Annotated in this window: 23 protein-coding genes and 1 tRNA gene; 11 read left to right on the plus strand and 13 right to left on the minus strand. The window is 71.7% G+C overall.

Annotated features, from left to right (window positions below; translation table 11 throughout):
• The first annotated feature begins 6 nt into the window (after window positions 1–6).
• On the plus strand, window positions 7–882 hold the full coding sequence (gene gnd / locus ACOKM3_RS32280) for a phosphogluconate dehydrogenase (NAD(+)-dependent, decarboxylating) (protein ID WP_327664141.1): 876 nt from the start codon (window positions 7–9) through the stop codon (window positions 880–882).
• Window positions 883–927: 45 nt separating this feature from the next.
• On the opposite strand, the gene ACOKM3_RS32285 is transcribed toward gnd, so the two are convergent.
• Together ACOKM3_RS32285 and ACOKM3_RS32290 are read right to left on the minus strand one after the other, a co-directional pair.
• Window positions 928–2,832 (minus strand): serine/threonine protein kinase, encoded by a 1,905-nt coding sequence (locus tag ACOKM3_RS32285; RefSeq protein WP_426904765.1) that lies wholly within the window; start codon window positions 2,830–2,832, stop codon window positions 928–930.
• 80 nt (window positions 2,833–2,912) lie between these two features.
• A tRNA-Leu gene (locus tag ACOKM3_RS32290) sits at window positions 2,913–2,997 on the minus strand.
• A gap of 196 nt (window positions 2,998–3,193) precedes the next feature.
• Between ACOKM3_RS32290 and ACOKM3_RS32295 the strand changes: the two genes are divergently transcribed.
• The 3 genes from ACOKM3_RS32295 (at window position 3,194) to ACOKM3_RS32305 (ending at window position 5,757) form a co-directional block, all read left to right on the plus strand.
• Complete coding sequence (locus ACOKM3_RS32295; RefSeq protein ID WP_266721412.1) at window positions 3,194–4,519, plus strand: M20/M25/M40 family metallo-hydrolase; 1,326 nt, start codon at window positions 3,194–3,196, stop codon at window positions 4,517–4,519.
• Window positions 4,520–4,670: 151 nt separating this feature from the next.
• A complete protein-coding gene (gene chpH / locus ACOKM3_RS32300) occupies window positions 4,671–4,904 on the plus strand; it encodes a chaplin ChpH (RefSeq protein WP_426904767.1) in 234 nt (77 codons plus the stop codon).
• A gap of 127 nt (window positions 4,905–5,031) precedes the next feature.
• Window positions 5,032–5,757 carry a chaplin family protein gene (locus ACOKM3_RS32305; RefSeq protein ID WP_426904769.1) on the plus strand — a complete coding sequence of 242 codons (726 nt, stop codon included), beginning with the start codon at window positions 5,032–5,034 and terminating at the stop codon, window positions 5,755–5,757.
• 126 nt (window positions 5,758–5,883) lie between these two features.
• On the opposite strand, the gene ACOKM3_RS32310 is transcribed toward ACOKM3_RS32305, so the two are convergent.
• The gene (locus ACOKM3_RS32310) at window positions 5,884–6,072 is read right to left on the minus strand and encodes a DUF5703 family protein (RefSeq protein ID WP_111666225.1); all 189 of its coding nucleotides are present in this window, start codon (window positions 6,070–6,072) and stop codon (window positions 5,884–5,886) included.
• A gap of 47 nt (window positions 6,073–6,119) precedes the next feature.
• Between ACOKM3_RS32310 and ACOKM3_RS32315 the strand changes: the two genes are divergently transcribed.
• Window positions 6,120–6,791 (plus strand): hypothetical protein, encoded by a 672-nt coding sequence (locus tag ACOKM3_RS32315; RefSeq protein WP_426904771.1) that lies wholly within the window; start codon window positions 6,120–6,122, stop codon window positions 6,789–6,791.
• A 537-nt stretch (window positions 6,792–7,328) separates the two neighbouring features.
• Here ACOKM3_RS32315 and ACOKM3_RS32320 read toward each other — a convergent pair.
• Window positions 7,329–9,764, minus strand: a complete 2,436-nt coding sequence (locus ACOKM3_RS32320; protein WP_426904773.1) for a helix-hairpin-helix domain-containing protein — start codon at window positions 9,762–9,764, stop codon at window positions 7,329–7,331.
• A complete protein-coding gene (locus tag ACOKM3_RS32325) occupies window positions 9,761–10,744 on the minus strand; it encodes an aldo/keto reductase (protein WP_426904775.1) in 984 nt (327 codons plus the stop codon). Before ACOKM3_RS32325 ends, ACOKM3_RS32320 begins: the two co-directional genes overlap by 4 nt.
• A gap of 144 nt (window positions 10,745–10,888) precedes the next feature.
• Between ACOKM3_RS32325 and ACOKM3_RS32330 the strand changes: the two genes are divergently transcribed.
• Together ACOKM3_RS32330 and ACOKM3_RS32335 are read left to right on the plus strand one after the other, a co-directional pair.
• Window positions 10,889–11,944 (plus strand): LLM class F420-dependent oxidoreductase, encoded by a 1,056-nt coding sequence (locus ACOKM3_RS32330; RefSeq protein ID WP_426904777.1) that lies wholly within the window; start codon window positions 10,889–10,891, stop codon window positions 11,942–11,944.
• A gap of 238 nt (window positions 11,945–12,182) precedes the next feature.
• The gene (locus tag ACOKM3_RS32335; RefSeq protein WP_426904779.1) at window positions 12,183–12,971 is read left to right on the plus strand and encodes a ferritin-like domain-containing protein; all 789 of its coding nucleotides are present in this window, start codon (window positions 12,183–12,185) and stop codon (window positions 12,969–12,971) included.
• Window positions 12,972–13,043: 72 nt separating this feature from the next.
• Here ACOKM3_RS32335 and corA read toward each other — a convergent pair whose 3' ends face one another.
• Window positions 13,044–14,045 (minus strand): magnesium/cobalt transporter CorA, encoded by a 1,002-nt coding sequence (gene corA / locus ACOKM3_RS32340; protein ID WP_426904781.1) that lies wholly within the window; start codon window positions 14,043–14,045, stop codon window positions 13,044–13,046.
• A 62-nt stretch (window positions 14,046–14,107) separates the two neighbouring features.
• On the opposite strand from corA, the gene ACOKM3_RS32345 reads away from it, so the two are divergent.
• From ACOKM3_RS32345 to mshC, 4 genes are all read left to right on the plus strand, one after another.
• Entirely contained in the window at window positions 14,108–14,794 is a 687-nt protein-coding gene (locus ACOKM3_RS32345) for a histidine phosphatase family protein (RefSeq protein WP_426904784.1), read from the plus strand.
• 98 nt (window positions 14,795–14,892) lie between these two features.
• Complete coding sequence (locus ACOKM3_RS32350) at window positions 14,893–15,483, plus strand: DUF3090 domain-containing protein (protein ID WP_426904786.1); 591 nt, start codon at window positions 14,893–14,895, stop codon at window positions 15,481–15,483.
• Window positions 15,447–16,277, plus strand: a complete 831-nt coding sequence (locus ACOKM3_RS32355) for an SCO1664 family protein (protein ID WP_426904788.1) — start codon at window positions 15,447–15,449, stop codon at window positions 16,275–16,277. Before ACOKM3_RS32350 ends, ACOKM3_RS32355 begins: the two co-directional genes overlap by 37 nt.
• 107 nt (window positions 16,278–16,384) lie before the next feature.
• Window positions 16,385–17,614: a cysteine--1-D-myo-inosityl 2-amino-2-deoxy-alpha-D-glucopyranoside ligase gene (mshC, locus tag ACOKM3_RS32360; protein ID WP_426904790.1), complete on the plus strand. Its 1,230-nt coding sequence runs from the start codon at window positions 16,385–16,387 to the stop codon at window positions 17,612–17,614.
• 78 nt (window positions 17,615–17,692) lie between these two features.
• Here mshC and ACOKM3_RS32365 read toward each other — a convergent pair whose 3' ends face one another.
• The 7 genes from ACOKM3_RS32365 to ACOKM3_RS32395 form a co-directional block, all read right to left on the minus strand.
• Complete coding sequence (locus ACOKM3_RS32365; RefSeq protein WP_426904792.1) at window positions 17,693–18,331, minus strand: hypothetical protein; 639 nt, start codon at window positions 18,329–18,331, stop codon at window positions 17,693–17,695.
• Between the two features lie 40 nt (window positions 18,332–18,371).
• A complete protein-coding gene (locus tag ACOKM3_RS32370) occupies window positions 18,372–20,114 on the minus strand; it encodes a S8 family peptidase (protein WP_426904794.1) in 1,743 nt (580 codons plus the stop codon).
• A gap of 296 nt (window positions 20,115–20,410) precedes the next feature.
• A complete protein-coding gene (locus ACOKM3_RS32375) occupies window positions 20,411–21,376 on the minus strand; it encodes a PAC2 family protein (RefSeq protein ID WP_426904796.1) in 966 nt (321 codons plus the stop codon).
• 141 nt (window positions 21,377–21,517) lie between these two features.
• Entirely contained in the window at window positions 21,518–22,765 is a 1,248-nt protein-coding gene (locus tag ACOKM3_RS32380) for an MFS transporter (protein WP_426904798.1), read from the minus strand.
• A complete protein-coding gene (locus ACOKM3_RS32385; RefSeq protein WP_426904800.1) occupies window positions 22,762–23,781 on the minus strand; it encodes a Rieske 2Fe-2S domain-containing protein in 1,020 nt (339 codons plus the stop codon). Before ACOKM3_RS32385 ends, ACOKM3_RS32380 begins: the two co-directional genes overlap by 4 nt.
• Window positions 23,778–24,011 carry a recombinase-like helix-turn-helix domain-containing protein gene (locus ACOKM3_RS32390; RefSeq protein ID WP_426904801.1) on the minus strand — a complete coding sequence of 78 codons (234 nt, stop codon included), beginning with the start codon at window positions 24,009–24,011 and terminating at the stop codon, window positions 23,778–23,780. Before ACOKM3_RS32390 ends, ACOKM3_RS32385 begins: the two co-directional genes overlap by 4 nt.
• A gap of 18 nt (window positions 24,012–24,029) precedes the next feature.
• On the minus strand, window positions 24,030–24,971 hold the full coding sequence (locus ACOKM3_RS32395; RefSeq protein WP_426904802.1) for a PDR/VanB family oxidoreductase: 942 nt from the start codon (window positions 24,969–24,971) through the stop codon (window positions 24,030–24,032).
• Window positions 24,972–24,985: the final 14 nt, after the last annotated feature.

Raw genomic sequence — 24,985 nt, forward strand, 5'->3', positions numbered from 1 at the left:
CTGAACATGCAGCTCGGTCTCATCGGTCTCGGCAAGATGGGCGGCAACATGCGCGAGCGCATCCGCCGCGCGGGCCACACCGTCATCGGCTACGACCGCAACCCCGAGGTCTCCGACGTCGCCTCCCTCCAGGAGCTCGTCGAGAAGCTCGAGGGCCCGCGCGTGGTGTGGGTGATGGTCCCGGCGGGCGCCGCGACCCAGTCCACGGTCGACGAGCTCAAGGAACTGCTCTCCGAGGGCGACATCGTCGTCGACGGCGGCAACTCCCGCTGGACGGACGACGAGAAGCACGCGGCGGAGCTCGGCATCAAGGGCATCGGCTTCGTCGACGCCGGTGTCTCCGGCGGCGTCTGGGGCCTGGAGAACGGCTACGCGCTCATGGTCGGCGGCTCCGAGGAGAACGTCGCCAAGGTCAAGCCGGTCTTCGACGCCCTCAAGCCCGAGGGTGACTTCGGCTACGTCCACGCGGGCAAGGTCGGCGCCGGCCACTTCTCCAAGATGGTCCACAACGGCATCGAGTACGCCATGATGCAGGCCTACGCCGAGGGCTGGGAGCTCCTGGAGAAGGTCGACTCCGTGGACAACGTCCGCGAGGTCTTCCGCTCCTGGCAGGAGGGCACGGTCATCCGCTCCTGGCTGCTCGACCTCGCGGTCAACGCGCTGGACGAGGACACCCACCTCGACAAGCTGCGCGGCTTCGCCGCCGACTCCGGCGAGGGTCGCTGGACCGTCGAGGCGGCCATCGACAACTCCGTGCCGCTGCCGGCGATCACCGCGTCGCTCTTCGCGCGCTTCTCCTCCCGCCAGGAGGACTCGCCGCAGATGAAGATGATCGCGGCGCTGCGCAACCAGTTCGGCGGCCACGCCGTCGAGTCCAAGTAACACCCGCGCACCCCAGGCCCGCCGGACCCCCGAGGTCCGGCGGGCCTACCCGTGCGTGAGCCGCCAGACCTTCACGTCGAGGGTCACGTTCTTGCCCTCGGTCTTGCCCTGGAGCGTCAGGAGCCCCACGTTCCCCGCACCGCTGACCACGCACATCCGTTGCCCCACCGGCAGGTCGTACACCCAGTAGAAGTCCTGCGAGGCCTGCGCCTCGCGGCACGCGTCCAGGGTGGCCGGCTGTCCGGCGGGGAGCAGCGCCAGCGAACTCCCCGAACCGGTGCCCGGCGACAGCTTGGCGCCGTTCTCGTAGACGTCGTAGGTCAGATCCTCGGTCGGCCGCCCGTCGTCCGCCTTGGCCCGCACCGGCTCGTCCGAGAGGAACAGGTCCTGGCCGTCCGTCATGACGATGCCGGGATAAGTCGACGGGAGCGGGGGCGCCGAGGTCGGGGGCCCGCTCGTGGGGTCCGTCGGGGGAGCGGACGTGGGGTCCGCGGCCGAGCCCGAAGGGGCGGGCGCCGCGCCCGACTTGGACGCCTTCGGGGACTTCGAGGGGCTCGGGGAGGCGGACTTCGACGCGGACGCCGACTTCGACGCGGAGCGCGCCGCCTCGGGACGGCTGGAGGCCGCAGGGCCCGCCGCTCCGTCGGCCTCCCGGCCGCCGGGTACGAAATACAGCGCGGCGGCCGCGCCGCACGCCACCAGCACGACCCCGGCGGCCGCCATCAGCCAGGCACGGGAACGTCTGCGCCGGGGCTCGGTACTCACGGCGGCGGTCTCGGCGCCGAGGGGCGCGACGGGGGCGGCGGGCGATGGGCTGTCGGGGGCCGTCGCCGGATGGCTCTGCTGCCCAGAACCGGCGGGCGGTTCCTGGGAGAACGCGACCGGCGGTCCGAACTCACCGGCCGGGGCGGCGCTCCCGGGCGTCTCGTCGGGATCCGTGGCACCGCGCGGCGGCGTCGCGTGCCCCGTCGGCTCCGCCCCGGTCACCCGCGCCCCCTCGGCACGCGCCGCGATCCCCTCGGCGAGCTCACCGGGAAGCCAGGCGTCCGTCGCGGGCCCCGGACCACCGGGCAGCGACTCACGGATCACCTGGACCGACTCGATGACCTCGGTCACCGTCGGCCGGTCCTCGGCGCTCTTGCTGAGACAGCGGGATATCAACTCCCGCAGGGCGTCCGGGACCTTGGACAGATCCGGCTCCTCGTGCACGACCCGGTACAGCACCGCGTGCGGCTCGCCCTCCCCGTACGCGGTGCTCCCGGTGGCGGCGAACACCGCGGTCTGGCCGAGCGCGAACACATCCGCCGAGCCGCTCGCCGAGCCGCCGAGCACCTGCTCCGGAGCCATGTACGCGACCGTGCCCACGGCCGCCCCGCTGCGCGTCACGGACGTCGCGTCCGCAGCCCGGGCCACACCGAAGTCGATGACGCGGGGCCCGTCGGAGGCCAGCAGCACGTTCGACGGCTTCAGGTCTCGGTGCACGATCCCCGCGTCGTGCACCGCCTGGAGCGCCTCCGCGATCCCGGCCGTCATCCGCAGCACGGTGTCCACCGGCAGCGGCCCGTGCTCGCGCACCGCCTCCGCGAGCGAGGGCCCGGGCACGTACGCGGTCGCGCACCACGGCACCGGGCTCTCCGTGTCACTGTCGACGACCGGCGCCGTGTAGAGCCCGTGCACCATGCTCGCCGCGGCGACCTCGGTACGGAATCTGCGGCGGAACTCGGGATCCTCGGCCAGCTCGGGTCTGATCACCTTGACCGCGACGGCCCGGCCGCCCGGCGTGTGCGACAGATAGACGCGCCCCATGCCACCGGAGCCGAGTCCCGCGACCAGACGGTATCCGCCGACCGTCCGCGGATCCTTGTCGTCCAGCGGACGGAAACCGCCGTTGCCGGGCTCCCTGTTCGCCCACACGTCCCGCTCCACCCCCAGGTTGCGTCGAAGGTCCATTGCATCACGTGACGCAACGCACCCCTCGGTGGGTGCCGGGCAACGCAAAAGACCCCAGAGTCATCTGGGGTCTTTCTCTGTGTCCGAGGGGGGACTTGAACCCCCACGCCCGATAAAGGGCACTAGCACCTCAAGCTAGCGCGTCTGCCATTCCGCCACCCGGACAAGGTGTCTGCCGCCTGTGTGCGGGGCGTTTCCCGCGGCGACACAGAGAACATTACCAGGGATTCGGAGTGCCTCGATCAGCCCCCCGGCCCGGTGGCCCCGCCTGTGAACGGCACGTGACGAGAGCCGCCCGGCCTTGGGTCCGGGGGCCGGGGGAGAGAGGATGAGGGATATCCACGGCAAGAGAGGAACCAGCGTGAGCGAGCCGAGCACGGGCAGGGCGGTCTCCGGGCAGGACGAGGTCGTCGACCTCTGCCGCGAACTGATCCAGATCGACACCAGCAACTACGGCGACCACTCGGGCCCGGGCGAGCGCAAGGCCGCCGAGTGGACGGCGGAGAAGCTCGCCGAGGTCGGCCTCGAACCGAAGATCTTCGAGTCCCACCCCGGCCGCGCCTCCACCGTCGCCCGGATCGAGGGCGAGGACCCCTCGCGGCCCGCCCTCCTCATCCACGGCCACACCGACGTCGTCCCGGCGAACGCGGCGGACTGGACCCACCACCCGTTCTCCGGCGAGATCGCCGACGGCTGTGTCTGGGGCCGCGGCGCCGTCGACATGAAGGACATGGACGCGATGACCCTCGCGGTCGTCCGCGACCGGCTGCGCACCGGCCGCAAGCCCCCGCGCGACATCGTCCTCGCCTTCCTCGCCGACGAGGAGGCCGGCGGCGTCTTCGGTGCCCGTCACCTGGTGCGCAACCACCCGGACCTCTTCGAGGGCGTCACCGAGGCGATCAGCGAGGTCGGCGGCTTCTCCTTCACGGTGAACGAGCAGCGCAGGCTCTACCTCGTCCAGACCGCCGAGAAGGGCATGCACTGGATGAAGCTGTCCGTGGCCGGCACCGCCGGGCACGGCTCCATGATCCACCGGGACAACGCGATCACCGAGCTGTCCGAGGCCGTCGCGCGCCTCGGCCGCCACAAGTTCCCGGTCCGTGTCACCAAGACGCTCCGGCACTTCCTCGACGAGCTCGGCGACGCCCTCGGCACCGAGCTCGACCCGGAGGACATGGAGGAGACCATCGCCAAGCTCGGCGGCATCGCCAAGCTGATCGGCGCCACGCTCTCCAACACCGCGAACCCCACGCAGCTGAACGCCGGTTACAAGGTCAATGTGATCCCCGGCGAGGCCACCGCCAATGTCGACGGCCGGTTCCTGCCGGGACACGAGGACGAGTTCCTCGCCGATCTCGACCGGATCCTCGGCCCGAAGGTCAAGCGTTCGGACGTGCACGCGGACAAGGCCGTCGAGACCACCTTCGATGGGGCGCTCGTCGAGGCCATGAAGACCTCGATCGAGGCCGAGGACCCGATCGGCAAGGCCATCCCGTACATGCTCTCCGGGGGCACCGACGCCAAGTCCTTCGTGGAGCTCGGCATCCGCAACTTCGGCTTCGCGCCGCTGCAGCTGCCGCCCGAGCTGGACTTCGCCGGCATGTTCCACGGCGTCGACGAGCGGGTGCCGGTGGACGGCCTCAAGTTCGGCGTGCGGGTCCTGGACCGCTTCATCGACGCGTCCTGACGTCAACCCGGCACAGGGTCGGAAATCGTTCGCACGTGCGCAATGGACCGGAAAGAGTGAAAGGCGCCGTACGCTCGTAGCCCGATCAGTTCTTCCTCGTTACAGGGAGTGCAGTCCGCGGCTGGGACTGCATTGCCAACTAGGAGGAATAATGCTCAAGAAGGTCGTCGCCGCTGCGGCAGCCACTGGTGGTCTGGTTCTCGCGGGTGCGGGCATGGCCGTCGCCGACTCCGGCGCTCAGGGTGCTGCCACGCAGTCCCCCGGCGTCGTTTCGGGCAACGTCATCCAGGTCCCGGTCCACGTGCCGGTGAACGTGTGCGGCAACACGGTCTCTGTGATCGGGCTGCTGAACCCTGCCTTCGGTAACACCTGCGCCAACGACTGACACGTTGTTGTGCCTCACCCCTTGAGGGTTTGAGCCCACGGCCCCGGAGTGCGAGCCATGCACTCCGGGGCCGACGGGTTGGACACGGTTCCAGGGCAAGACTTAATAAGGCAAGGCAGGGAAACCTATGCGACAGGTCATGCGGAAGGGCCTGATCACCGTGGCGGCCGCGTCCGGCGTGCTCGCCGTCACCGGTGGCTACGCGCACGCGGACTCGAGTGCGAACGGAAGCTCCTCGGACTCGCCGGGCGTCTTGTCCGGCAACTCCGTGGAAGCGCCCGTGGACGTTCCGGTGAACGCCTGCGGCAACACGGTCAACGTCGTCGGACTGCTCAACCCGGCGTCGGGCAACGGCTGCGACAGCTCGGGCGGCGGCGACAAGGCAGGCGGCCAGTCCTCGGACGGCGGCGCCCAGTCCGGAGGGCACACCAGCGACTCGCCCGGTGTCGGCTCCGGCAACCACGTGTCGGTCCCGGTTCACGTGCCGGTCAACGCGTGCGGGAACTCCGTCGGCGCCGGCTCGGTCGGCAACGGGACGACGGGCAACGGCTGCTCCGACGACGGCGGGGGCAGCGGCACCAGCACGCCCCCGGCGGACTCGAACACCCCGCCCTCGCGCGCCGGGGACCCGGGCACGGGCACCGGCTCGGACTCTCCCAACGTTCCGGGCACGCAGACCGTCGACATGCCCAAGGGCGAGTCCCAGCTCGGGCAGACGGGCAGCCCGAGGGCGGCGACCGGCGAGCTCGCGGAGACCGGCAGCTCGGTGCCGATCGGCGCGGCCGTCCCGCTCGCCGGGGGTGCGCTGCTCGCGGGCGCGCTGCTGTACCGGCGGGCGAACGCGGCGGCGTGACATAGCGCGGCGGCGCGACATCAGGCAGGACGAAAACGGAGCGGGCCCCGCACGGACGGGGCCCGCTCCGTTTTCGTTTCCTGCTCGGGTCTCCAGGCGGGCCCGAGGGCCCGCCTTGCCCTCAGGTCACCATGTGGCCCGCACCTGGCGGATGATCCGTCGGCGCAGGCGCACGCGGCGACTGCCGTCGCGGCGCAGGCTCAATCGGTCCAACTCCCAGTGTCCGTACTCGGCATGGTCCGTCAGCAGACGTGTCGCATCCTTGCGGGAGACCCCGCGCGGTACGTACACGTCGACAAATTCGTATTCCGGCATCGCATCTATTGTGCGGGCAGCGGCCCGGTACGGATAGCGTCTGCACTATGTCTGATGCTGCGCAGCCCACCGCTGCCGAGGTACGCGCCGCCGCCGAGGCGGTCAAGGCTGCGCTCGACGTCCACTTGGCGGCGGTCGAGCGCCGGTCGGGAGAAGACGATCCGGCCGTCTACGAAGCGTTCAACGAACTCGCCGCCGCGGCCGAGGAGTACGACGAGCTCCTCTACGACCGCTACGACGAGGTCACCCCCTTCGAGATCCCCGGCAGCGAGGACTCGCTGCCGCCGTACGCGGGGCCCGAGGAGCCGAACGCGCTGAGCGTGCTGATCCGACGCGACTACGCCGTGGTGGAGCCGCAGCGGCTGCTCTCGCAGGCCGGGCGGGTCGCCGACCTGGAGGCGGAGCCGGACGCGGAGGCGCCGAACGGGGCGGGCAGCAGTGTGCATGCCGCGCTCGGCGTCCTCTTCGGCGAGTTCGAGCCCGACGAAATCGCCTCCCGGCACAAGGAGTTCGGCCTGGAGGAGGGCGACTCCACGCTCTGGGTCACGGCATCGGACGACCCCGCGGAACCCGGTGAGTGGCTGGAGGCCCCCTTCGAGCAGGTCGACCCGCAGCGGGTCGTGTGCCGCTTCGACGTCAGCGCGGTCTTCGACGACGACGAGTTCGATGCCGACGAGCCCTCCGGGGTGGACGAGCCGTTGGAGGACCCGGACCGCTGACGTTCGCTGCCGCGGGTCACCCGGGGCGTTCCCCGGGTGGACCGTCTCCTCACGCCACGGGGCTCCGCCCCGGACCCCGCGCCTCAAACGCCGGCGGGGCTGGAAGGATCGGGGCTCCGCCCCGGACCCCGCGCCTCAAACGCCGGCGGGGCTTGAAGGATCGGGGCTCTGCCCCGGAACCCGCGAGTCTCGTCCCAGCGCGGGGCTTGATTTGCCCCGCCCACCTCCCACCACCCGCCCCCTCCGGGGGCGTCGGCCTCACGGGGCGCCGTCGCCGCCTCGGGCGATCCGCCGCCGGCCACGGCTCCCCACCCGTCGCGGTCGACGCCGCCCGCCTTGGGCAACGCCCACCCCGGCTCCCCCGCCGCTGCGGTCGACCGCACGCGCCTTGGGCAATCTGCCTTCCCCAAGCTCTTCGACAAGCTCCGAGCAGGGAAGACCCCATCGGGCGGCAGGGTGGGCAAGGCGGCCCCCGGTGCCGCGCAACGTGGACGGTGGGGCTCGCTCCGGCGCAGGCTCAGAAGCCCCGTGCCGCGGCTACGTCCCGGGGACCTGGGCGCGGACCAGGTTGCGCAAGCGAGTCGTGCGCGGCTTCGCCGGGATCTCGGCCACCGCACGCGGCAGGGCCGCGTCCACGCCGTGGACCACCGAGAGGTGCCGCTCACCGCGACCGAAGGCCGTATAGACCCAGGGACGACTGAGCGCCTGCGTCGCATCGCCGGGCAGCACCACCACGGCCGCGGGCCACCGGATCCCCACGGCCTGGTGCCCGGTCACGGCCCACCCGTGCCGCACCGCCCCTTGCTCCACCTGCTCCTTCGGTACGAGGACGGGGGCGCCGTCGCATTCGAGCCGCAGGCCCTCCGCGTCGGCCCCGACGACCACGCCGGGCCGGATCCGCCCGCGCCCGGTCACGTACACCGCCCGGTCACCGGGATCGAAGCCGCCGAACCGCCCGGGCCCCGGGTTGAGCCGCTCCTTCAGCGCCACGTTCAACGCCCGCGTCCCCGCGGCGCCCCCGTGCCCCGGCGTGATCACCTGCGTCTGCTCGGCCGGCACCCCGATCGCCCGCGGCACCGAGTCCGCGACGAGCTGCACGGTGCGGTGGATCGCCTCGGCCGGGTCCCGCACCGGAACGATCACTACCTCCTTGCCGGGCGCCTCCACCTGGTTCAGCTCACCGATGCCGATACCGGAGACCAGCTCGCCGATCGGCCCGAAGTCCGGTGTGCGGGACGCGATGCGCGGGCAGATCTCCGCCGCCGCGACGTCCGCGAAGACCCGGCCGGGCCCCGCCGACCACAGCGTCCCCGGGTCTCCGCTGAGCACCAGGCACGTCCCGTCGGCGAGCAGCTCCACGAGCATCGCCGCGTCGCCCACGTCCAACTGCGGCGCGTCCAGGACGACCAGGACGTCGAGGGCGAACGCCCCGTCCCGGTCGAGCCCGGGGCCCTCCGCCCGCGCGAGCAGACCCGCGACGGTCGCGGTGGCCGTCTCGGGCGCGTCCGGCCCGAGGAGTTCGGCGGCCCGGCGCCGGCCGTCCGCACCGTGCGCGGCGACGCACACCCGCAGGCCCAGCTTGCCCGCGGCGGCCGCCGCGGCGACCGGCTCCGAGCGGGCCGCCTCGCCGCCGGTGTGCAGGACGAGGCGGTGCGCGGCGATCGCCCGGATCAGCTCGGCCGTCGTGCCGCGCTCGGCCGCGGCGGCCTCCTCCAGTCCTGCGGTGGCCGAACCCTCGTCCTTGGGCGCGGCGTTGAGCAGCCGGGCGAGCCCGTCGGCGAGGCTCTCCTCGGCGAGCGCGTATCGCTCGAGGCCGACCAGGACGCGTACCGGCCGCTCCGCTTCTTCCGCCTCGCCGTCCTCCTCGGAGGTGGGTGCGGGGGCCGGCGCGTCCTCCAGCGGGTCGTGGAAGATCAGCGCGTCGCCCTCCGCGACGGCGCTCTGCACGGCTTCCTCCGCATCGGGCACCCCTTGCTTGCCGAGCGCCTCGGCGAGCACCGGAAGGTCGAGGGCCGTGTGCCCGGCGTTCGCGGCCTGCTCGAGCAGCCATACGGTGACGGCGCGGCCCCGCCGCTCGTCGTCGGGACCGCACTCCGCGCCGAGCAGTTCCCGCGCGAACCCGTCGGCCTGCTCGGGGCGCACCCCGCTCACTCGCAGCAACTGCCACGGATCCGCGCGCAGTTCGTCGCCCGCGCCCTCGCCCAGGGCCGCGGCGGCCGCGCCGGCCAGCGATTCGGGGGCCCCGCCCTCGACGAGCACGGCCCGCACCGAGTCGACGGCGTCCGGGTCGGGGCCCGCCTGCGCGGCGGCCTGCGGCCTGCGCACGGGTTCGGCGGGGGAGGCGGCCGGGGCGTCCCGCCGCGGCTCGGGCTCGGGCCGCGCGAGCACGGGGGCGGCGACCGGCTTCTCGCCGCTCTCCACCGCGCGTACGGCGGCCAGCAGGTCAGCGGCGGTCCCGCTCAGCTTCGTCCCGGCGTCGATCGGCCCTTCCTTGGCGGCCTTCCGCTCCGCGATCCGCTCCCGGAACTCCCGCTGCGCCGCCAACTCGGCCTCGGCCTCGGACACCTCGGTGCCCTTCTCGCCACCACCCTCCGAAGCGGCTTCGGCGTCGTCCGCGGCACCATCCTCCGAAGCGGCCTCCGCGTCGTCCTCGTCCGGCCCCGCCCCCGCGTCGGAGGCCTCCGCCCCTTCGGCGCTTTCCTCCGCGCCGTCGGCCGGGCCTTCCAAGGCCTCGGCGTCGTCGGCCCCGGCCGTCGCGGCTTCGGGCTCGCGGTCCTCCGCGCCATCCGTCCCGGCCGACCCGGCCTCGGGGCCGCGGGCTTCCGCGTCACCCGTCCCGGCCCCCGCCTCGGAGGCGGCAGCCCCGGCGCCGTCCGCCGACACCGGCTCCGCCTCCGCGCTCGCGGCGGCAGCCGGATCCGTGTCGGGGCGGGCCCCTGACTCGTTCTCCGCGGCAGCGGACTCCGTACTCACAACGTGCTCCAGTCCTGATCGGGATAGCGGTGCACGGGCGCCGACACATCGTCGAGCGCCTGGCAGATCTCGTCAGGAAGACTAAGGGCCTCCACTGACAATGCCTCCGTGAGCTGCTGCGCGTTGCGCGCGCCGACGATCGGCGCCGCCACTCCCGGCCGGTCCCTGACCCACGCGAGGGCCACCTGCAGCGGTGTCACGGCGAGCCCGTCCGCCGCCGTGGCCACCGCGTCCACGATGTGTCCGGCCGCCTCGTCGAGGTACGGCTCGACGAACGGCGCCATGTGGTCCGAGCCGCCCCGCGAGTCGGTCGGCGTGCCGGAGCGGTACTTGCCGGTCAGCACCCCGCGGCCCAGCGGTGACGAGGGCAGCAGGCCTATACCGAGATCCAGCGCCGCCGGCAGCACCTCGCGCTCCACGCCCCGCTGCAGCAGCGAGTACTCCATCTGCGTACTGGCGAGACGCGTGCGGGCGCCGGGCACGGAGAGCTGCCACGTACCGGCCTTGGCCAGCTGCCAGCCGCAGAAGTTCGAGACGCCCGCGTAGCGCGCACGCCCGCTGCTGACCGCGATGTCGAGGGCCTGGAGTGTCTCGTCGAGCGGGGTCCCGGGGTCGTACGCGTGCACCTGCCACAGGTCGACGTACTCCGTGCCGAGCCGGGCGAGCGAGGCGTCGAGCGCGGAGAGCAGATGCCCGCGCGAGCCGTCGAAGCGCCGGTCGGGATCGGGCACGCTGCCCGCCTTGGTGGAGATGACCAGATCGCGCCGCGGGACCAGGCCCTCGATGAGCCGCCCGAGCAGGTACTCCGACTCCCCGTCCCCGTACACGTCGGCCGTGTCGACGAGCGTGCCGCCCGCTTCCCAGAAGGCCTTCAACAGGTCGGCGGCGTCGTGCTCGTCGGTGTCCCGGCCCCACGTGAGGGTGCCGAGCCCGATCCGGGACACACGCAGGCCGGTGCGGCCGAGATGCCTCTGCTCCATGGGCGCTGAGGTTACTGGCCGAAGGTCAGGAACGGGGCCCCTGTGGATATCTGTCGCCGGGGTCGCCGGGTTAGGGTGCCGGGCGAGGCACCTTACCCATGGGTAATTCACCGGATTCGGCACGGCGTTAAGGGGATGTGGTCAATGAAGCTCGGCATCAACCTCGGCTACTGGGGCGCGGGGATGGACGCGGACAACCTGGCCGTCGCGAAGGAGGCCGACAAGCTCGGATACTCGGTGTGCTGGGCCGCCGAGGCCTACGGTTCCGACGCCGCCACCGTCCTCGCGTACGTCGCCGCGCAGACGGAGCGGATCGACGTCGGCTCGGCCATCTTCCAGATCCCGGCCCGCCAGCCCACGATGACGGCGATGACGGCCGCGACCCTCGACTCGCTGTCCGGGGGCCGCTTCCGGCTCGGCCTGGGCGTCTCCGGGCCGCAGGTCTCCGAGGGCTGGTACGGGGTCAAGTTCGACAAGCCGCTGGCGCGCACCCGCGAGTACGTCGAGATCATCCGCAAGGCCATGAGCCGCGAGCGGGTCTCCCACGACGGTGCGCACTGGACGCTCCCGCTGCCGGACGGGCCCGGGAAGCCGCTGAAGCTGATCGTGCACCCGGAGCGCGAGCAGATTCCGCTCTACATCGCCGCGATCGGCCCGAAGAACCTGGAGCAGACCGGCGAGATCGCCGACGGCGCCCTGCTGATCTTCCCGGCCGCCGAGCACCTGGAGGAGACGGCGCTCCAGCACATCCGGACGGGCCGCGAGAAGGCCGGCAAGACCATGGAGGGCTTCGACGTCTGCCCGACGGTTCCGCTCGCCCTCGGCGAGGACAAGAACGTGGGCGCGCTCGCCGACATGTTCCGGCCGTACACCGCGCTCTACGTGGGTGGCATGGGAAGCCGTAAGCAGAACTTCTACAACCAGCTCGCGCAGCGCATGGGGTACGAGAAGGAGGCCGCCGAGATCCAGGACAAGTACCTGGCCGGCGACAAGGAGGGCGCGGCCGCGGCGATCCCGCAGCAGCTCATCGACTCCACCACGCTGCTGGGCTCCGTGGACCGGATCGCCGACCGGATGCGGGCCTACGCCGAGGCCGGTGTCACCACGCTGACCATCAACCCGGCCGGGCTCACGCTCGACGACCGCCTCGCCTCGCTGCGCGCGGGCACGGAGGCGATGGAGCGCGCCGGGCTGGCGTAGAGGGTTAAAGGGTTCAGAAAGTTCTTCTGCGGCCGTGGTGGGGGCTCGGGGTGTCTTCCCCGCCACGGCCGACACCTTGCACAACGCGCCACGAGGGGCCTGGTTACGGCTCGTCCCGCGCCCCGTGTCCTCCGTTCGGACGAGTTGACCCGCATAGCTGTTGCCCTGCCCCATGTCCCGCATTTGACTCGGACTTTGCAGTACCGCGGAGCCCGGTGCGGCGAGATGGAGGTTGCAGATGCTGTCGGCCAAAAGTCTGTTCCAGGAAATCATCGACAACGACGAGTCGTTCCGGTTGTTCTGCTCCATCGCGGCGAGCGGTGAATCCCAGGGCGGCTGGGAGAACGGGCGGATCGCCGCGCTGGTCCCCGAGAGCGAGCGCGGCCTCGCTCCCAAGATCGCGCGGCACGGTGCGGACGAGGACAAGCACGGGCGGATCTTCAACGCCCTCATGAAGAAGCGCGGTCTGGAGCCGGGGCCCGTGCCCGCCGAGGCCGACTACACGATGCTTCTGGAGAAGCACGGGATCGGGCTCGCGCACGAACGGCTGCGGCGCGACGAGCGGCTCTCCGTGCGGGACATCGTCACGTACCTGGCGCACAGCCGCGTCACCGAGCAGCGGGCCTCCGAGCAGATGGTGATGCTGCGCAAGCACTTCGGCGACGACCCCGACCTCGGCCGCGCCGTCAAGATGATCTCCAACGACGAGGACAACCATCTCGCGTACTGCCACGAGGAGTTGCTGCGTTTCGCGTACGCGGGGCACGGCCGCACCATCCAGCGCATCCTGCGCGAGTGCGCCCACGCGGAGATCGCGATCTACCGGGACGTGAGCCTCGCCGTCATGGACCACATGGGCCGCGTCCTGGGCTGGTCCAAGCCGAAGGCCGCGGTGCTCGCTGCGGGGATCCATGCGATGTATGCGTACGAGCGGCTCGGCGGGTGGCGGCGGATGGTGTCGCTGAAGATGCCGGAGCGGCGGGATGCTCTGGGTGGGCCGGCGACCAGCGCGGTCGAGTTCGCCTGAGTCGCACGGCGTTGCGGTCGCGGGGCTCTGCCCCGGACCCCGCGCCTCAATCGCCGGCGGGGCTTAATTGGCCTACAGCCACCCGCGGCGCTTGAACAGGCGGAACAGGAGAAGTTCCAGGAGGGCCATCAGGGCGATCACCGCGGGATACGCCCACACCCAGTGGAGCTCCGGCATGTGGTCGAAGTTCATGCCGTAGATGCCCGCGATCATCGTCGGCACCGCTGCCATCGCCGCCCACGCCGAGATCTTCCGCATGTCGTCGTTCTGCCGCACGCTCATCTGCGCCAGGTGCGCGGACAGGATGTCCGACACGAGGCGGTCCAGGCCGTCCACGGACTCGTTGACCCGCGTCAGGTGGTCGTTCACGTCGCGGAAGAACGGCCGCGCCTCCTCGTGCACGAACGGCACCGCGGCGAGCCCCCACGGGCCGAGGCCGGCGAGCCGCTCCAGCGGCATGCTCAACGGCCCGGTCGCGCGCCGGAATTCGAGGATCTGGCGCTTGAACGTGTAGATCCGCTCGGCGGTGTCACGGGAGCCGCCGCCCTGCGGGGAGAAGACCTCCGTCTCCAGCTCCTCCAGGTCGGTCTGCAACTCGGCCGCGACCTCCAGGTAGTGGTCCACCGTGGCGTCCGCGACCGAGTACAGGACCGCCGTCGGCCCCTGCTTGAGGAACTCCGGCTCGGCCTCCAGACGCTGACGTACGGCCTTCAGAGGCGCGCCCTCGCCGTGCCGCACGGTCACCACGAACGAGTCGCCCAGGAACAGCATCAGCTCGCCCGTGGACACCTTGTCGCTCTTCGGCTCGTACACGACCGGCTTGAGGACCACGAACAGGGAGTCGTCGTAGACCTCCAGCTTGGGCCGTTGGTGCGCCTTCAGGGCGTCCTCCACGGCCAGCGGGTGCAGGCCGAACTCCTGGCTGACCCGGTCGAACTCTTCCTCGCTCGCCTCGTGCAGCCCGATCCACACGAACGCGTCGCCCGTCGCGCGCGCCTCGTCGAGGGCGTCGGAGAAGTCGGCGGGCCGCTCCGTACGACGCCCGTCCCGGTAGATGGCGCAGTCGACGATCACGAAGTGAATTCTTCCCAGTACCCGGCACCGTCGCACGTCGTCGTGTGCCTAGGGTGGGGCACATGCCCACGCTGATCCTCGTCCGGCACGGACGTTCCACCGCCAATACCGCGGGAGTGCTCGCCGGGTGGACGCCCGGGGTGGCGCTCGACGAGCGCGGCGCCGCGCAGGCCGCGCGGCTGCCCGAGCGGCTCGCGGACCTGCCCCTCTCCGAGATCGTCGCCAGCCCGTTGCAGCGTTGCCGGGAGACCGTCGCGCCGCTGCTCGCCGCGCGGCCGGAGCTGACCCTGCGCACCGACGACCGCATCGGCGAGTGCGACTACGGGGACTGGTCCGGCCGCAAGCTCGCCGAGTTGAGCGACGAGCCGCTGATGCAGGTCGTGCAGCAGCACCCGACGGCCGCCGCGTTCCCCGGCGGGGAGTCGATGCGGCAGATGCAGCACCGGGCCGCCGAGGCGGTACGTGAATGGAACGCGCGCGTGGAGCGCGAGCACGGCGAGGACGCCGCCTATGTGATGTGTTCGCACGGCGACATCATCAAGTCCCTTGTCGCGGACGCCATCGGGCTGCATCTGGACCTCTTTCAGCGGATCTCCGTAGAGCCGTGTTCCATCACAGCGATCCGTTACACACGGCTTCGCCCCTTTCTCGTACGCCTCGGAGACACCGGGGACTTCGCGTCCCTGGCGCCGCGCGAGGAGCCGCGGGAGCCTGACGCACCGGTCGGGGGCGGCGCGGGCGCACCGTGATCGTCGGCCGCAGTAGGGTGAAGCAGCCGTCAGCACAGTCGGCCCGGTCGCCCCTGACCGGTCCCAGTTAGTCGATCCCGATCCCATGGAGACAGGACGTGTCCCGTCAGGTGTTCCTCTACGACCCTCCGGAGCGGTTCGTGGCCGGTACGGTCGGGCTCCCCGGGCGCCGCACCTTCTTTCTGCAGGCCACGGCAGGACCCCGGGTCACCAGCGTGGCTCTGGAGAAGACGCAGGTGGCCGCGCTCGCCGAGCGCATGGACGAACTGCTCGACGAGGTCGTGCGGCGCAGCGGGGGCAACGCCCCGGTGCCCGCCGTGGCCCCCAGCGAGATCTCCGACACCGCGCCCCTTGAGGCGCCCGTGGAGGAGGAGTTCCGCGTCGGCACCATGGCACTCGCGTGGGACGGCGACGAGCAGCGCATGATCGTCGAGGCGCAGGCCCTCGTCGAGCTGGACGCCGAGTCCGAGGAGGACCTGGCGGAGGCCGAGGAGCAGCTTCTTCAGGATGAGGAGAACGGCCCGCCGATGCTCCGCGTCCGCCTCACAGGGAACCAGGCCCGCGCCTTCGCGAAGCGGGCCCTGGACGTCGTGAACGCGGGGCGCCCGCCGTGCCCGCTGTGCAGCCTGCCGCTCGACCCGGAGGGACACGTATGTCCGCGCCAGAACGGATACCGGCGCGACGCGTGAGCGACCGGGACCTGCTCACCTTCGGTGAGCTGAACGTCGAGGGACAGATCCGCGAGGCGTCGAACGCGGTGCTGGTGTGCACCGTCACCCACGAGGGCCGCGGGGCCACCTGCGTGTACAAGCCGGTACGTGGCGAGCGCCCGCTCTGGGACTTCCCCGACGGGAACCTGGCGCGGCGCGAGGTCGCCGCGTACGAGGTCTCCGAGGCGCTCGGCTGGGGCCTCGTGCCGCCGACCGTGCTGCGCGACGGGCCGTACGGCGAGGGCATGGTCCAGCTGTGGATCGACACCCCGGAAGAGGTGGCGGAGGGCGACGGGCTGCTCGCCCTCGTCGACGGTGAGGAGCCGGGGGAGGGCTGGAAGGCCATCGGGTTCGCCGAGGTCGGCGAGGGGCGCACGGCGCTGCTGGTGCACGCCGACGACGCCCGTCTGCGCCGGCTCTCGGTGCTCGACGCCGTGATCAACAACGGTGACCGCAAGGGCGGGCATCTGCTCGTCGACGCCGAGGGGCGCCTGTTCGGCATCGACCACGGTGTGACGTTCAACGCCGAGGACAAGCTGCGCACGCTGCTGTGGGGCTGGGCGGGGGAGCCGCTGACCGAGGAGGCGACCGTGGCGCTGGAGGCGCTGCGGGCGTCCCTGGGGGCCGGCGAGCGGCTCGCTGAGCGGCTCGGCGAGCTGATCACGCCGGCCGAGCTCGAAGCCGTACGGGAGCGGGTCGCGGACCTCCTCAAGACCGGCAGGCACCGGGAGCCGGGCGGGGACTGGCCCGCGATTCCCTGGCCGCCCGTCTGAAAACCGCCGTTCCTAGCGCGCCCGGCAAGATCACGCAAGAGGGCGAGTTCGGCCATTACGCCTGGTCCGGTTCGTATGTGGAAGCAGCGTCCGGTTACGCTCGATGCATGCATGCCTGGCCCGCTTCTGAGGTCCCCGCCCTGCCCGGCAAGGGCCGCGACCTCCGGATCCACGACACCGCGACCGGTGGGCTCGTCACCCTTGACCCCGGTCCCGTCGCCCGTATCTACGTCTGCGGCATCACGCCGTACGACGCGACCCACATGGGTCACGCGGCGACCTACAACGCGTTCGACCTCGTGCAGCGCGTGTGGCTCGACACCAAGCGGCAGGTTCACTACGTCCAGAACGTGACGGACGTCGACGATCCTCTGCTGGAGCGGGCCGTGCGTGACGGCATCGAGTGGGAGGGCCTCGCCGAGCGCGAGACCGCCCTCTTCCGTGAGGACATGACCGCCCTGCGGATGCTGCCGCCGCAGCACTACATAGGCGCCGTCGAGGCGATACCCGGCATCGTGCCGCTCGTCGAACGACTGCGTGACTCCGGTGCCGCCTACGAGCTCGAGGGCGACACCTACTTCTCCGTCGAGGCCGACCCGCACTTCGGGTCCGTCTCGAACCTCGACGCCGCCGCGATGCGGCTGCTCTCCGCCGAGCGCGGGGGCGACCCGGACCGTCCGGGCAAGAAGAACCCGCTCGACCCGATGCTGTGGATGGCCGCCCGGGACGGCGAGCCCAGCTGGGACGGCGGCTCGCTCGGCCAGGGGCGCCCCGGCTGGCACATCGAGTGTGTCGCCATCGCCCTCGACCACCTCGGCATGGGCTTCGACGTCCAGGGCGGCGGCTCCGACCTGGCCTTCCCGCACCACGAGATGGGTGCCTCGCACGCCCAGGCGCTGACCGGCGAGTTCCCGATGGCCAAGGCGTACGTGCACGCCGGAATGGTCGGGCTCGACGGCGAGAAGATGTCCAAGTCCAAGGGCAACCTGGTGTTCGTCTCCGCGCTGCGCCGCGACGGTGTCGACCCCGCCGCCATCCGGCTCGCGCTCCTCGCCCACCACTACCGCTCCGACTGGGAGTGGACGGACCAGGTGCTCGCCGACGCCGTGGCCCGCCTCGACCGCTGGCGCGCGGCCGTCTCCCGCCCCGACGGCCCGTCCGCCGAGGCGCTCGTCGACGAGATCCGCGAGGCGCTCGCCGACGACCTGGACGCCCCCACCGCGCTGATCGCCGTCGACCGCTGGGCCGAGGCCCAGTCGGCCGGTGGCGGTACGGACGAGGGCGCCCCCGGCGTCGTATCGCGTGCCGTGGACGCCCTGCTGGGCGTGGCGCTGTAGTCCCACCCGACAGCAACCAAGAGGGCGCCTCCCCGCACGGGGAGGCGCCCCTTTTCGTGTGTGCCTTTCACCTTCCCGTCAGATGCGCTGGACGCGCACGCTGCGCAGGACGAGCGGCGAGCCCGTGTCCCAGATGCCGACGACCTGGTGGCCGAACGCGAAGGCCTCCTGGACCTCGTCGTGGGCCTGCTGGGTCGGGTTGTTGAGGACGCGGAACTGGTTGTTGATGCGCAGGAAGATCTGGCTCGGCTGGCCCGGGAGCGGCTGCACGATGTCGATGTAGCCGTTCGCCACGCCGGAGGCGAGTGCCTGCTGCTCGATCTGCTGCTGGGCCTGCTGGTGCGCGGCCTGCTGGACCTGCTGCAGCTGCTGTTGCACCTGCTGCTCGATCTGCTGTGCCTGCTGGTCCTGCTGCTGGCCGTACTGCTGTTGCCCGTACTGCTGCTGGCCCTGCATCTGCTGGCCGAAGGGCTGCTGTTGCTGCTGCCCGCCGAGCTGCTGGAGCAGGTGCTGGTACGGCTGCTGCTGGCCGAGCTGCTGGAGCTGCTGCTGGAGTTGCTGGACGAGCTGCTCCTGGCCCTGACCACCCTGGCCCTGACCGCTCATGCCCGGCTGCTGCTGACCGTACGACTGCTGGCCCATGCCGTGCTGTTGCTGGTAGGGCGAGGTGCTCGGGAACTGCTGACTCTGCTGGCCCATTTGGGGGGTGATGCTCATGCGGGTGCCACCTTCCATCAATGGTTGGTTGCGTTGCCTCTCAGCCCGTGACGACCAGGCCGACGACCTCGTCGTCCGAGAACCACACACGTACGTCGGGCCGTCCCCCCGCGAAGGCGGTGTGCACCGCCTGGCGGGTCTCGGGGGACGGGTTGTTCAGATTGCGCCAGGAGCCCGCCACGAACAGGCGAAGCCGGGGCGGGAGTTCGGGCGGATACGGGATCAGTTCGTCCCAGTACCGCTCGGCCTGGCCCGAACCGACCGTCGAGGGAAGCAGGTTGGTGACCGCTCCCTTGATGTCGGGCCGGTTGCCGATCCGCTGCGATGCGGGCCGGCCGGGGGCGTCCTGCTGGGGTGAGCCGGTCGCCCGGAGTACTTCGCGCGCCCGCCGCGACGTCATCGGGCGCTGACCGCCTGCCTTGAGCATTCCCTGGAGGGCGGTCAGCGCGCCGACGACCACCGGGGAGGCGGACGAGGTGCCTGAGAAGGTGTCCGTGTACCAGGCGATCTCCTCGGTGCCGCCCTGCAGATCGCCGGGCTTGTTCCAGGAGCCGCCGGTGGTGGTGACCTCGCGGCCCCAGCCCTGGGCGTCCACGCGGGCGCCGTAGTTGGAGAACGAGAGGCGCGAGCGGTCCGGGCCGTGGTCGCGGCCGTGGGTGCCGGGTGGCGGGGCGCCCGCGCCGACGAGGACCGCGTCCGAGGAGCGGTTCGACGGGTTGAACGGGTTGTGCCACCACGTCGGGAACTCGTCGGGCCGCCGCTCGTACACGGCGTCGTCGAGGGACTCCGCCCCGTTGCCCGCAGCGCCCACGACCAGGACGCCCTTGGCCGTCGCGTACTTGATGGCCGCGAAGTCGTCGGGCCACCACTCCAGGGCGATGTAGCCGCGCTGGTCGTCGCGGGGCTCGAAGTCGAACCGCGGCCCGGGGCGGTGCAGTTCGATGAGGATGACGTCGCCGGCGCTCAGCCGGTCGGCCGCCGCGTGGATCGCCGCCGCCGTGCCCACGCCCTGGAAGGACGCGGCCGCCGTCACGGCCTCCGGCACGATGCCGGTGATGCCGCGGTCATTGCGGTCGCCGCCGATCACGCCGAGGACCGCGGTGCCGTGATTGCGCCAGGCCACGTCCGAGATCGGCGTGCCGACCACGATGCCCGCGAGCTTCGCCGACAGGTCCTCGTGCCCCAACTGCCAGGCGCCCTCCACGTCGATGACGGTGACGCCCTCGCCGCTGCCGCCGAGCCGCCGCCACGCCCACTGGGCGTCGATACCGGCGGGCGCGGGGCCCAAGTAGCCCTGGCGGCCGGTGTAGTCGGGCGTCGCGGCCGTCTTCTCCTTCTGCCGCCGCTCCTCCTCGAAGTTCTCCGGTGACGACGCGCGCGCCGCCGGCACCGCGCCGGGCTTGACGTACGCCGTGTCGATCTCCGGGAGCGCCGCGATCCGCGACCGCAGCTCCTGCGCCCGCTCGGCCCCGCCGCGCACCCGGTAGAACAGCGCCAGGTCCGGTACATCGGCCGCGGGTGCCTCGCCGGCTCCCTGTACCCGCTCCTCGCCGCCGAACAGCGGTTCAAGAGCGAGCTGTTCGTCCCCGAGGAACATGTTCAGCGCCGATACGTCGGCGCCCGCCGCGGAGCGTACGCCGTCGGCCTGGACGCGCAGGCGGGCCTCGGGGCGCGCCACCACGATCAGTTCTTCTTCCGCCCCGCGATACGTGAAACCGGATCCGTCCGGTCCCGGCCCGGCCGCTCCCGGCCCCTGCGCCGGGTTTGCGTGCTGGTCGGTCATCGGTCCACAGCTCCCCTCGCCACATCAGGTCGTACGGGTCTGCTTGTGCCGTGTGTTTCCTTGCGGCTCGTCGGGGCTCACCCTGCTACGCCGATGCCCGCCCGTCCACCCCTCATCGCGGCCAACTGCGTTTGAGAACAAGTTGAATGGGGAACCCCCTGCAACTGCCATCAATTCGGCCGGAAACAGCTGTCACGGCGCAAACCGGCCAGACTCGGGGCGTGGGCGTGGGTGCGGACACGACGTAGGGCGGGGCGCTCGGCGCCCCGCCCTCCGGTCACTTCGTGCTGCTGCGGCTACTCGTCGCCGTCGTCGCTCTCCGGGCGCGGCGGCTTCGGCGGCCTGGTCCGGCCGCTCGGGTTGTCCCGCAGGTGCGAGGAGCCGTCGCCGCCGTCCGTCGCGTGACCGCCAGGACCGGCGTCCGGATCGCGGCGCTGCAAGTAGCGCTCGAACTCGCGGGCGATGGCCTCGCCGGAGGCCTCGGGCAGCTCCGCGGTGTCGCGGGCCTCCTCCAGGGACTGCACGTACTCGGCGACCTCGCTGTCCTCGGCCGCCAGCTGGTCCACGCCCAACTGCCAGGCCCGCGCGTCCTCGGCCAGGTCGCCCAGCGGGATGCTCAGGTCGATCAGGTCCTCGAGACGGTTGAGGAGGGCCAGTGTCGCCTTCGGGTTCGGCGGCTGCGACACGTAGTGCGGAACGGCCGCCCACAGGGAGACCGCGGGGACGCCCGCGTGCGTGCAGGCCTCCTGGAGGATGCCGACGATGCCCGTCGGACCCTCGTACTTGGTCTCCTCCAGGTTCATCCGCGTGGCCAGATCCGCGTCCGACGTGACTCCGCTGACCGGTACGGGCCTGGTGTGCGGGGTGTCGCCGAGCAGCGCGCCGAGGACGACGACGAGTTCGACGCCCAGCTCGTGCGCGAAGCCGAGCAGCTCGTTGCAGAACGAGCGCCAGCGCATGGACGGCTCGATGCCCCGGACCAGGACCAGGTCGCGCGGCTTGTCCCCGCCGATACGGATCACCGAGAGCCGCGTCGTCGGCCATGTGATCTTTCGCACGCCGCCGTCGACGAACACGGTCGGGCGGTTGACCTGGAAGTCGTAGTAGTCCTCGGCGTCCAGCGCCGCGAACACCTCGCCCTTCCACTCCTTGTCGAGATGCGCGACCGCGGTGGAGGCGGCGTCGCCGGCATCGTTCCAGCCCTCGAACGCGGCCACCATGACCGGGTCGACCAGCTCGGGAACCCCCTCGAGCTCGATCACCCAGTGCCTCCTTCCGACGTGCCCTCGCGTACCTGCCCACCTTACGGCGTCGGCGGGGGCCCTCCGCAGCCCCCTTGTGGGCGCGGACTGCCCCCAACACTGCCCCACGGTGGAGTGGTCCACTCCACCGTGGGGCAGTCGTCAGGTCCGCGCGAGCCGTGCGGTGTCGGGTTCGGCGGCCGGTGCCTCGCGGATCGGCCTGACCAGCAGCCATGCCCCGCACACCAGGGTCAGCGCCTGGGCCCCGGCGAGCAGGGTGAATCCGGCGCCGAAGCCGTGACCGCCGCTCGCCGCGATGGCCACGCCCATGAGGGTGGGCATGAACGCCGAGACGAGGTTGCCGACCCCGTTCACGACCCCGTAGGCGCTGCCGACGAAGTGCGCGGGCGCGCAGTGCTGGACGAGGGTGGGGATGGCCGGACCCTGCAGGCCCCAGAAGGCGCCGGCCAGAATCAGCCCGGTGGCCGCGGCCCCGTCGCTGTCCGCGCCCGCGACGAGCAGCACGCACACGGCGGTGCCGGTCGAGCCCACCACGAACGGCAGGGCGAGCAGCCGCCGCGGCAGCCGGTCGAGCAGAAGCCCGCCGAGGAACCCGGACACCAGTGACGTCAGGAACGGCAGGGCGGAGACGATGCCCATCGCGGAGAGGGAGAAGTGCCGCTCGTGCAGCAGATACGAGGGCAGCCAGGCGCTCGACCCCCACAGATACGCGAGCGTGGCGATCTCGATGACCAGGATGGGCGCCAGGCGCGGCATGCGCAGCGCGCCCTTCAGCGTGGCCCCGAAGCCCGGCCGCTCGGCACCGCGTACGCCGCGGCCGCGTACGAACAGCAGGATCAGCGGCAGGCCGATCACCGCGTTCAGCGCCGCGAGGGCGAGGAACGAGGTGTGCCAGTCGAAGCGGTAGACGAGGTACGTGATCAGGGGCAGGCCCGCGGCCGTGCCCAGCGACACCCCCATTGAGCTGACCGCGTTGGGGCGACCCGCTTCGTGCGGCGCGAAGTGCTCGCGCACGTACATCGTCTTGAGCGAGAACAGCGGGCCCTCGGCGGCGCCGAGCAGGGCGCGCAACGCGGTCAGCGTCAGCGCGCCGAGCGCGTACGGGGAGAGCAGCGTCATCAGCGACCACAGGGCGACGCTGACGACGAGGCCGCGGCGCACCCCGAGCGACGTCTCGTAGAACGGGGTGAGGACGAACGCCGCGATGCCGTACCCGACGAGGAACACGGTCGACAGGGCGCCCTGCGCCGTCGGGTCGCCGGTGATGCCGAAGTGGTCGGTGAACGCCTTGTCCGTGATGAGGACGGAGACGTTCACCCGGTCCACGTAGCTGATCAGCACGATGACCAGCAGGCTCAGGACGCCCGCCCAGCGGGCCCGTGTGCTCATGCGCCCGCGGTCTGCTTCTCGGCCTCGCCGCGGTACATGCGGCGCAGGCGGACGACGCCGAGGTCGTGCTGGTAGAGGTTCTCCTGCTGGTCGGCGTCGGCCGGCATGGCCTCCAGCATCTCGCGGTCCTGCTCCAGGACCTCCCAGTGCCGCTTCTCGATGAGCGTCTTGTAGAGGAAGCGCCAGGTGTCGCGCTGCCAGCCCTGGACCTTGCGGTAGCGCCAGAAGAAGACGGCGCAGCGCCCCTCGTCGACCGGGCGGACCATGCCGACGATGCCGAACGGGCCGCCGGGGCCCGCGGACGGCGGGTAGGGGATCGACAGGTCGACCCAGTCCACGCCCGTACGGCACAGCTCGACCCAGTCGAAGTTCACACCCCGCTGGTCGGTCTTCTCGAAGAAGTAGCCGCGGGCCGTCTCCCGGATGCGGAACTTCGCCGTGGTGTCACCGTCGAACATGGTGTGGGAGTCGTGGTGCAGGAACTGGCCGTGCATCGGGTCGAGCAGGTTCTCGACGCCGTAGCGCCAAGGCACGTTCCACTCCGCGTAGCAGAGGATCGCGTCGGTGTCGGGGTCGGTGAGCGGCTCGGGGAGCGTCAACTCGACCGGTTCCGGGTGCTGTTCGTCGCCGAAGTAGGCGAGGACGGCGCCGGACACCTCGCGGACGGGAAGCGACCTGACGAGCTTCTTGCCCTCCAGGTTGCAACCGGGCAGGCCGGGCACGGAGGAGACGGTGCCGTCGGTCTCGATCTCGACGCCGTGGTACCAGCAGGCCACCCGGTCGCCCAGGTGTTTCCCGAGCGAGAGCGGGGCGCCGCGGTGCGGACAGCGGTCGGCGAGCATGCTCAGGGTGCCGTCGGAGCGGCGGAACAGCAGCCACTGCTCGCCGAGGACGGTGACCTTGCGCATCGCGCCGGGCGCGACGAAGGAGGAGGGGACGACCGGGTGCCACTGGTTGCGCAGGCCGGTCGCGTAGATGTGGTCGGCGGTGAGGGTCTTGGCGGTCACTGCGGTCACGCTCCCAGTCGGTGCATCTCGGCGCGGAAGGATTCCTCGGTCCACGGCTGCCCGTCGGGGGCGTGGACCTGACGGGCGTTCAACCCGCTCACGACGTCGGCGAGTTCGTGGCCGACCTTGGTGAAGACCTCTTCGAGCGTGGCCGCCAGCTTGTACTCGTAGGGGCTCGGCTCGTGGGTGCGGGACTGGTGGATCTCCAGGTAGGGCCAGGCCGTTGTGTCCGTGCTCATGTACGTCTCCAAGAAGAGTCAGAGGTCCAGTACGAGTCGGGAGCCGGCGGCGCAGCGCGAGACGCAGATCATCATCGAGGCGCTCGCGGCGTGCTCGGCTTCCGACAGGAGGAAGTCGCGGTGTTCGGGGGCGCCTTCGATGACGCGGGTCTCGCAGGAGCCGCAGATGCCGTCGCGGCACGAGCTGGTGACGTCGATGCCCGCGGTCTCGGCGGCCTCCAGGATCGAGGTGTCGGCGCCGACGGTGAGGGTCCTTCCCGACGTGCGGCACTCGACCTCGAACTCGCCGTCGTCCGCGGACCGTTCCACGACGGGCGCGGCGAACCTTTCGAGGCGCAGCCGGTCACCCGGGCAGCGCTCCTCGACGGCGGCGAGCAGCGGCTCGGGCCCGCAGGAGTAGACGAGGGCCCCTTCGGGCAGCCCGGCGAGCGTCGCGTCGAGGTCGATGTGCCCCTGCTCGTCCTGCGGTACGAGGGTCAAGTCACCGCCCAGAGCGTCCAGTTCCTCGGTGAACGCCATCGAGGCGCGCCCCCGGCCGCCGTACACCATGCGCCAGTCGGCGCCGCGCCGGGCCGCCTCCCGGGCCATCGCGAGGATCGGCGTGACACCGATGCCGCCGGCGATGAACACGTACGCGGGGGCGTCCTCCAGGGCGAAGTGGTTGCGTGGCTCGGACACGGTGACCTGCTGGCCGGGGCGCAGCTTGGTGTGCACGTGGCGCGAACCGCCGCGCGAGGACGGCTCGTTGAGCACGCCGATGCGGTACGTGCCGCAGTCGGACGGGTCGCCGCACAGGCTGTACTGGCGCACCTGCCCGCCGACGTGCACGTCGAGGTGTGCGCCTGGCTCCCAGGCGGGCAGCGGCTTGCCGTCAGGGTGGGTCAGCTCGACGGACAGGACGCCGTCGGCCTCCCAGGTCATCCGCCGGACCAGCAGGTCAAGGCGACGCTCTTCGGTCATGGTGGCCTCCTTAC

The organism is Streptomyces nidicola, assembly GCF_050106155.1.
Lineage (GTDB): Bacteria > Actinomycetota > Actinomycetes > Streptomycetales > Streptomycetaceae > Streptomyces.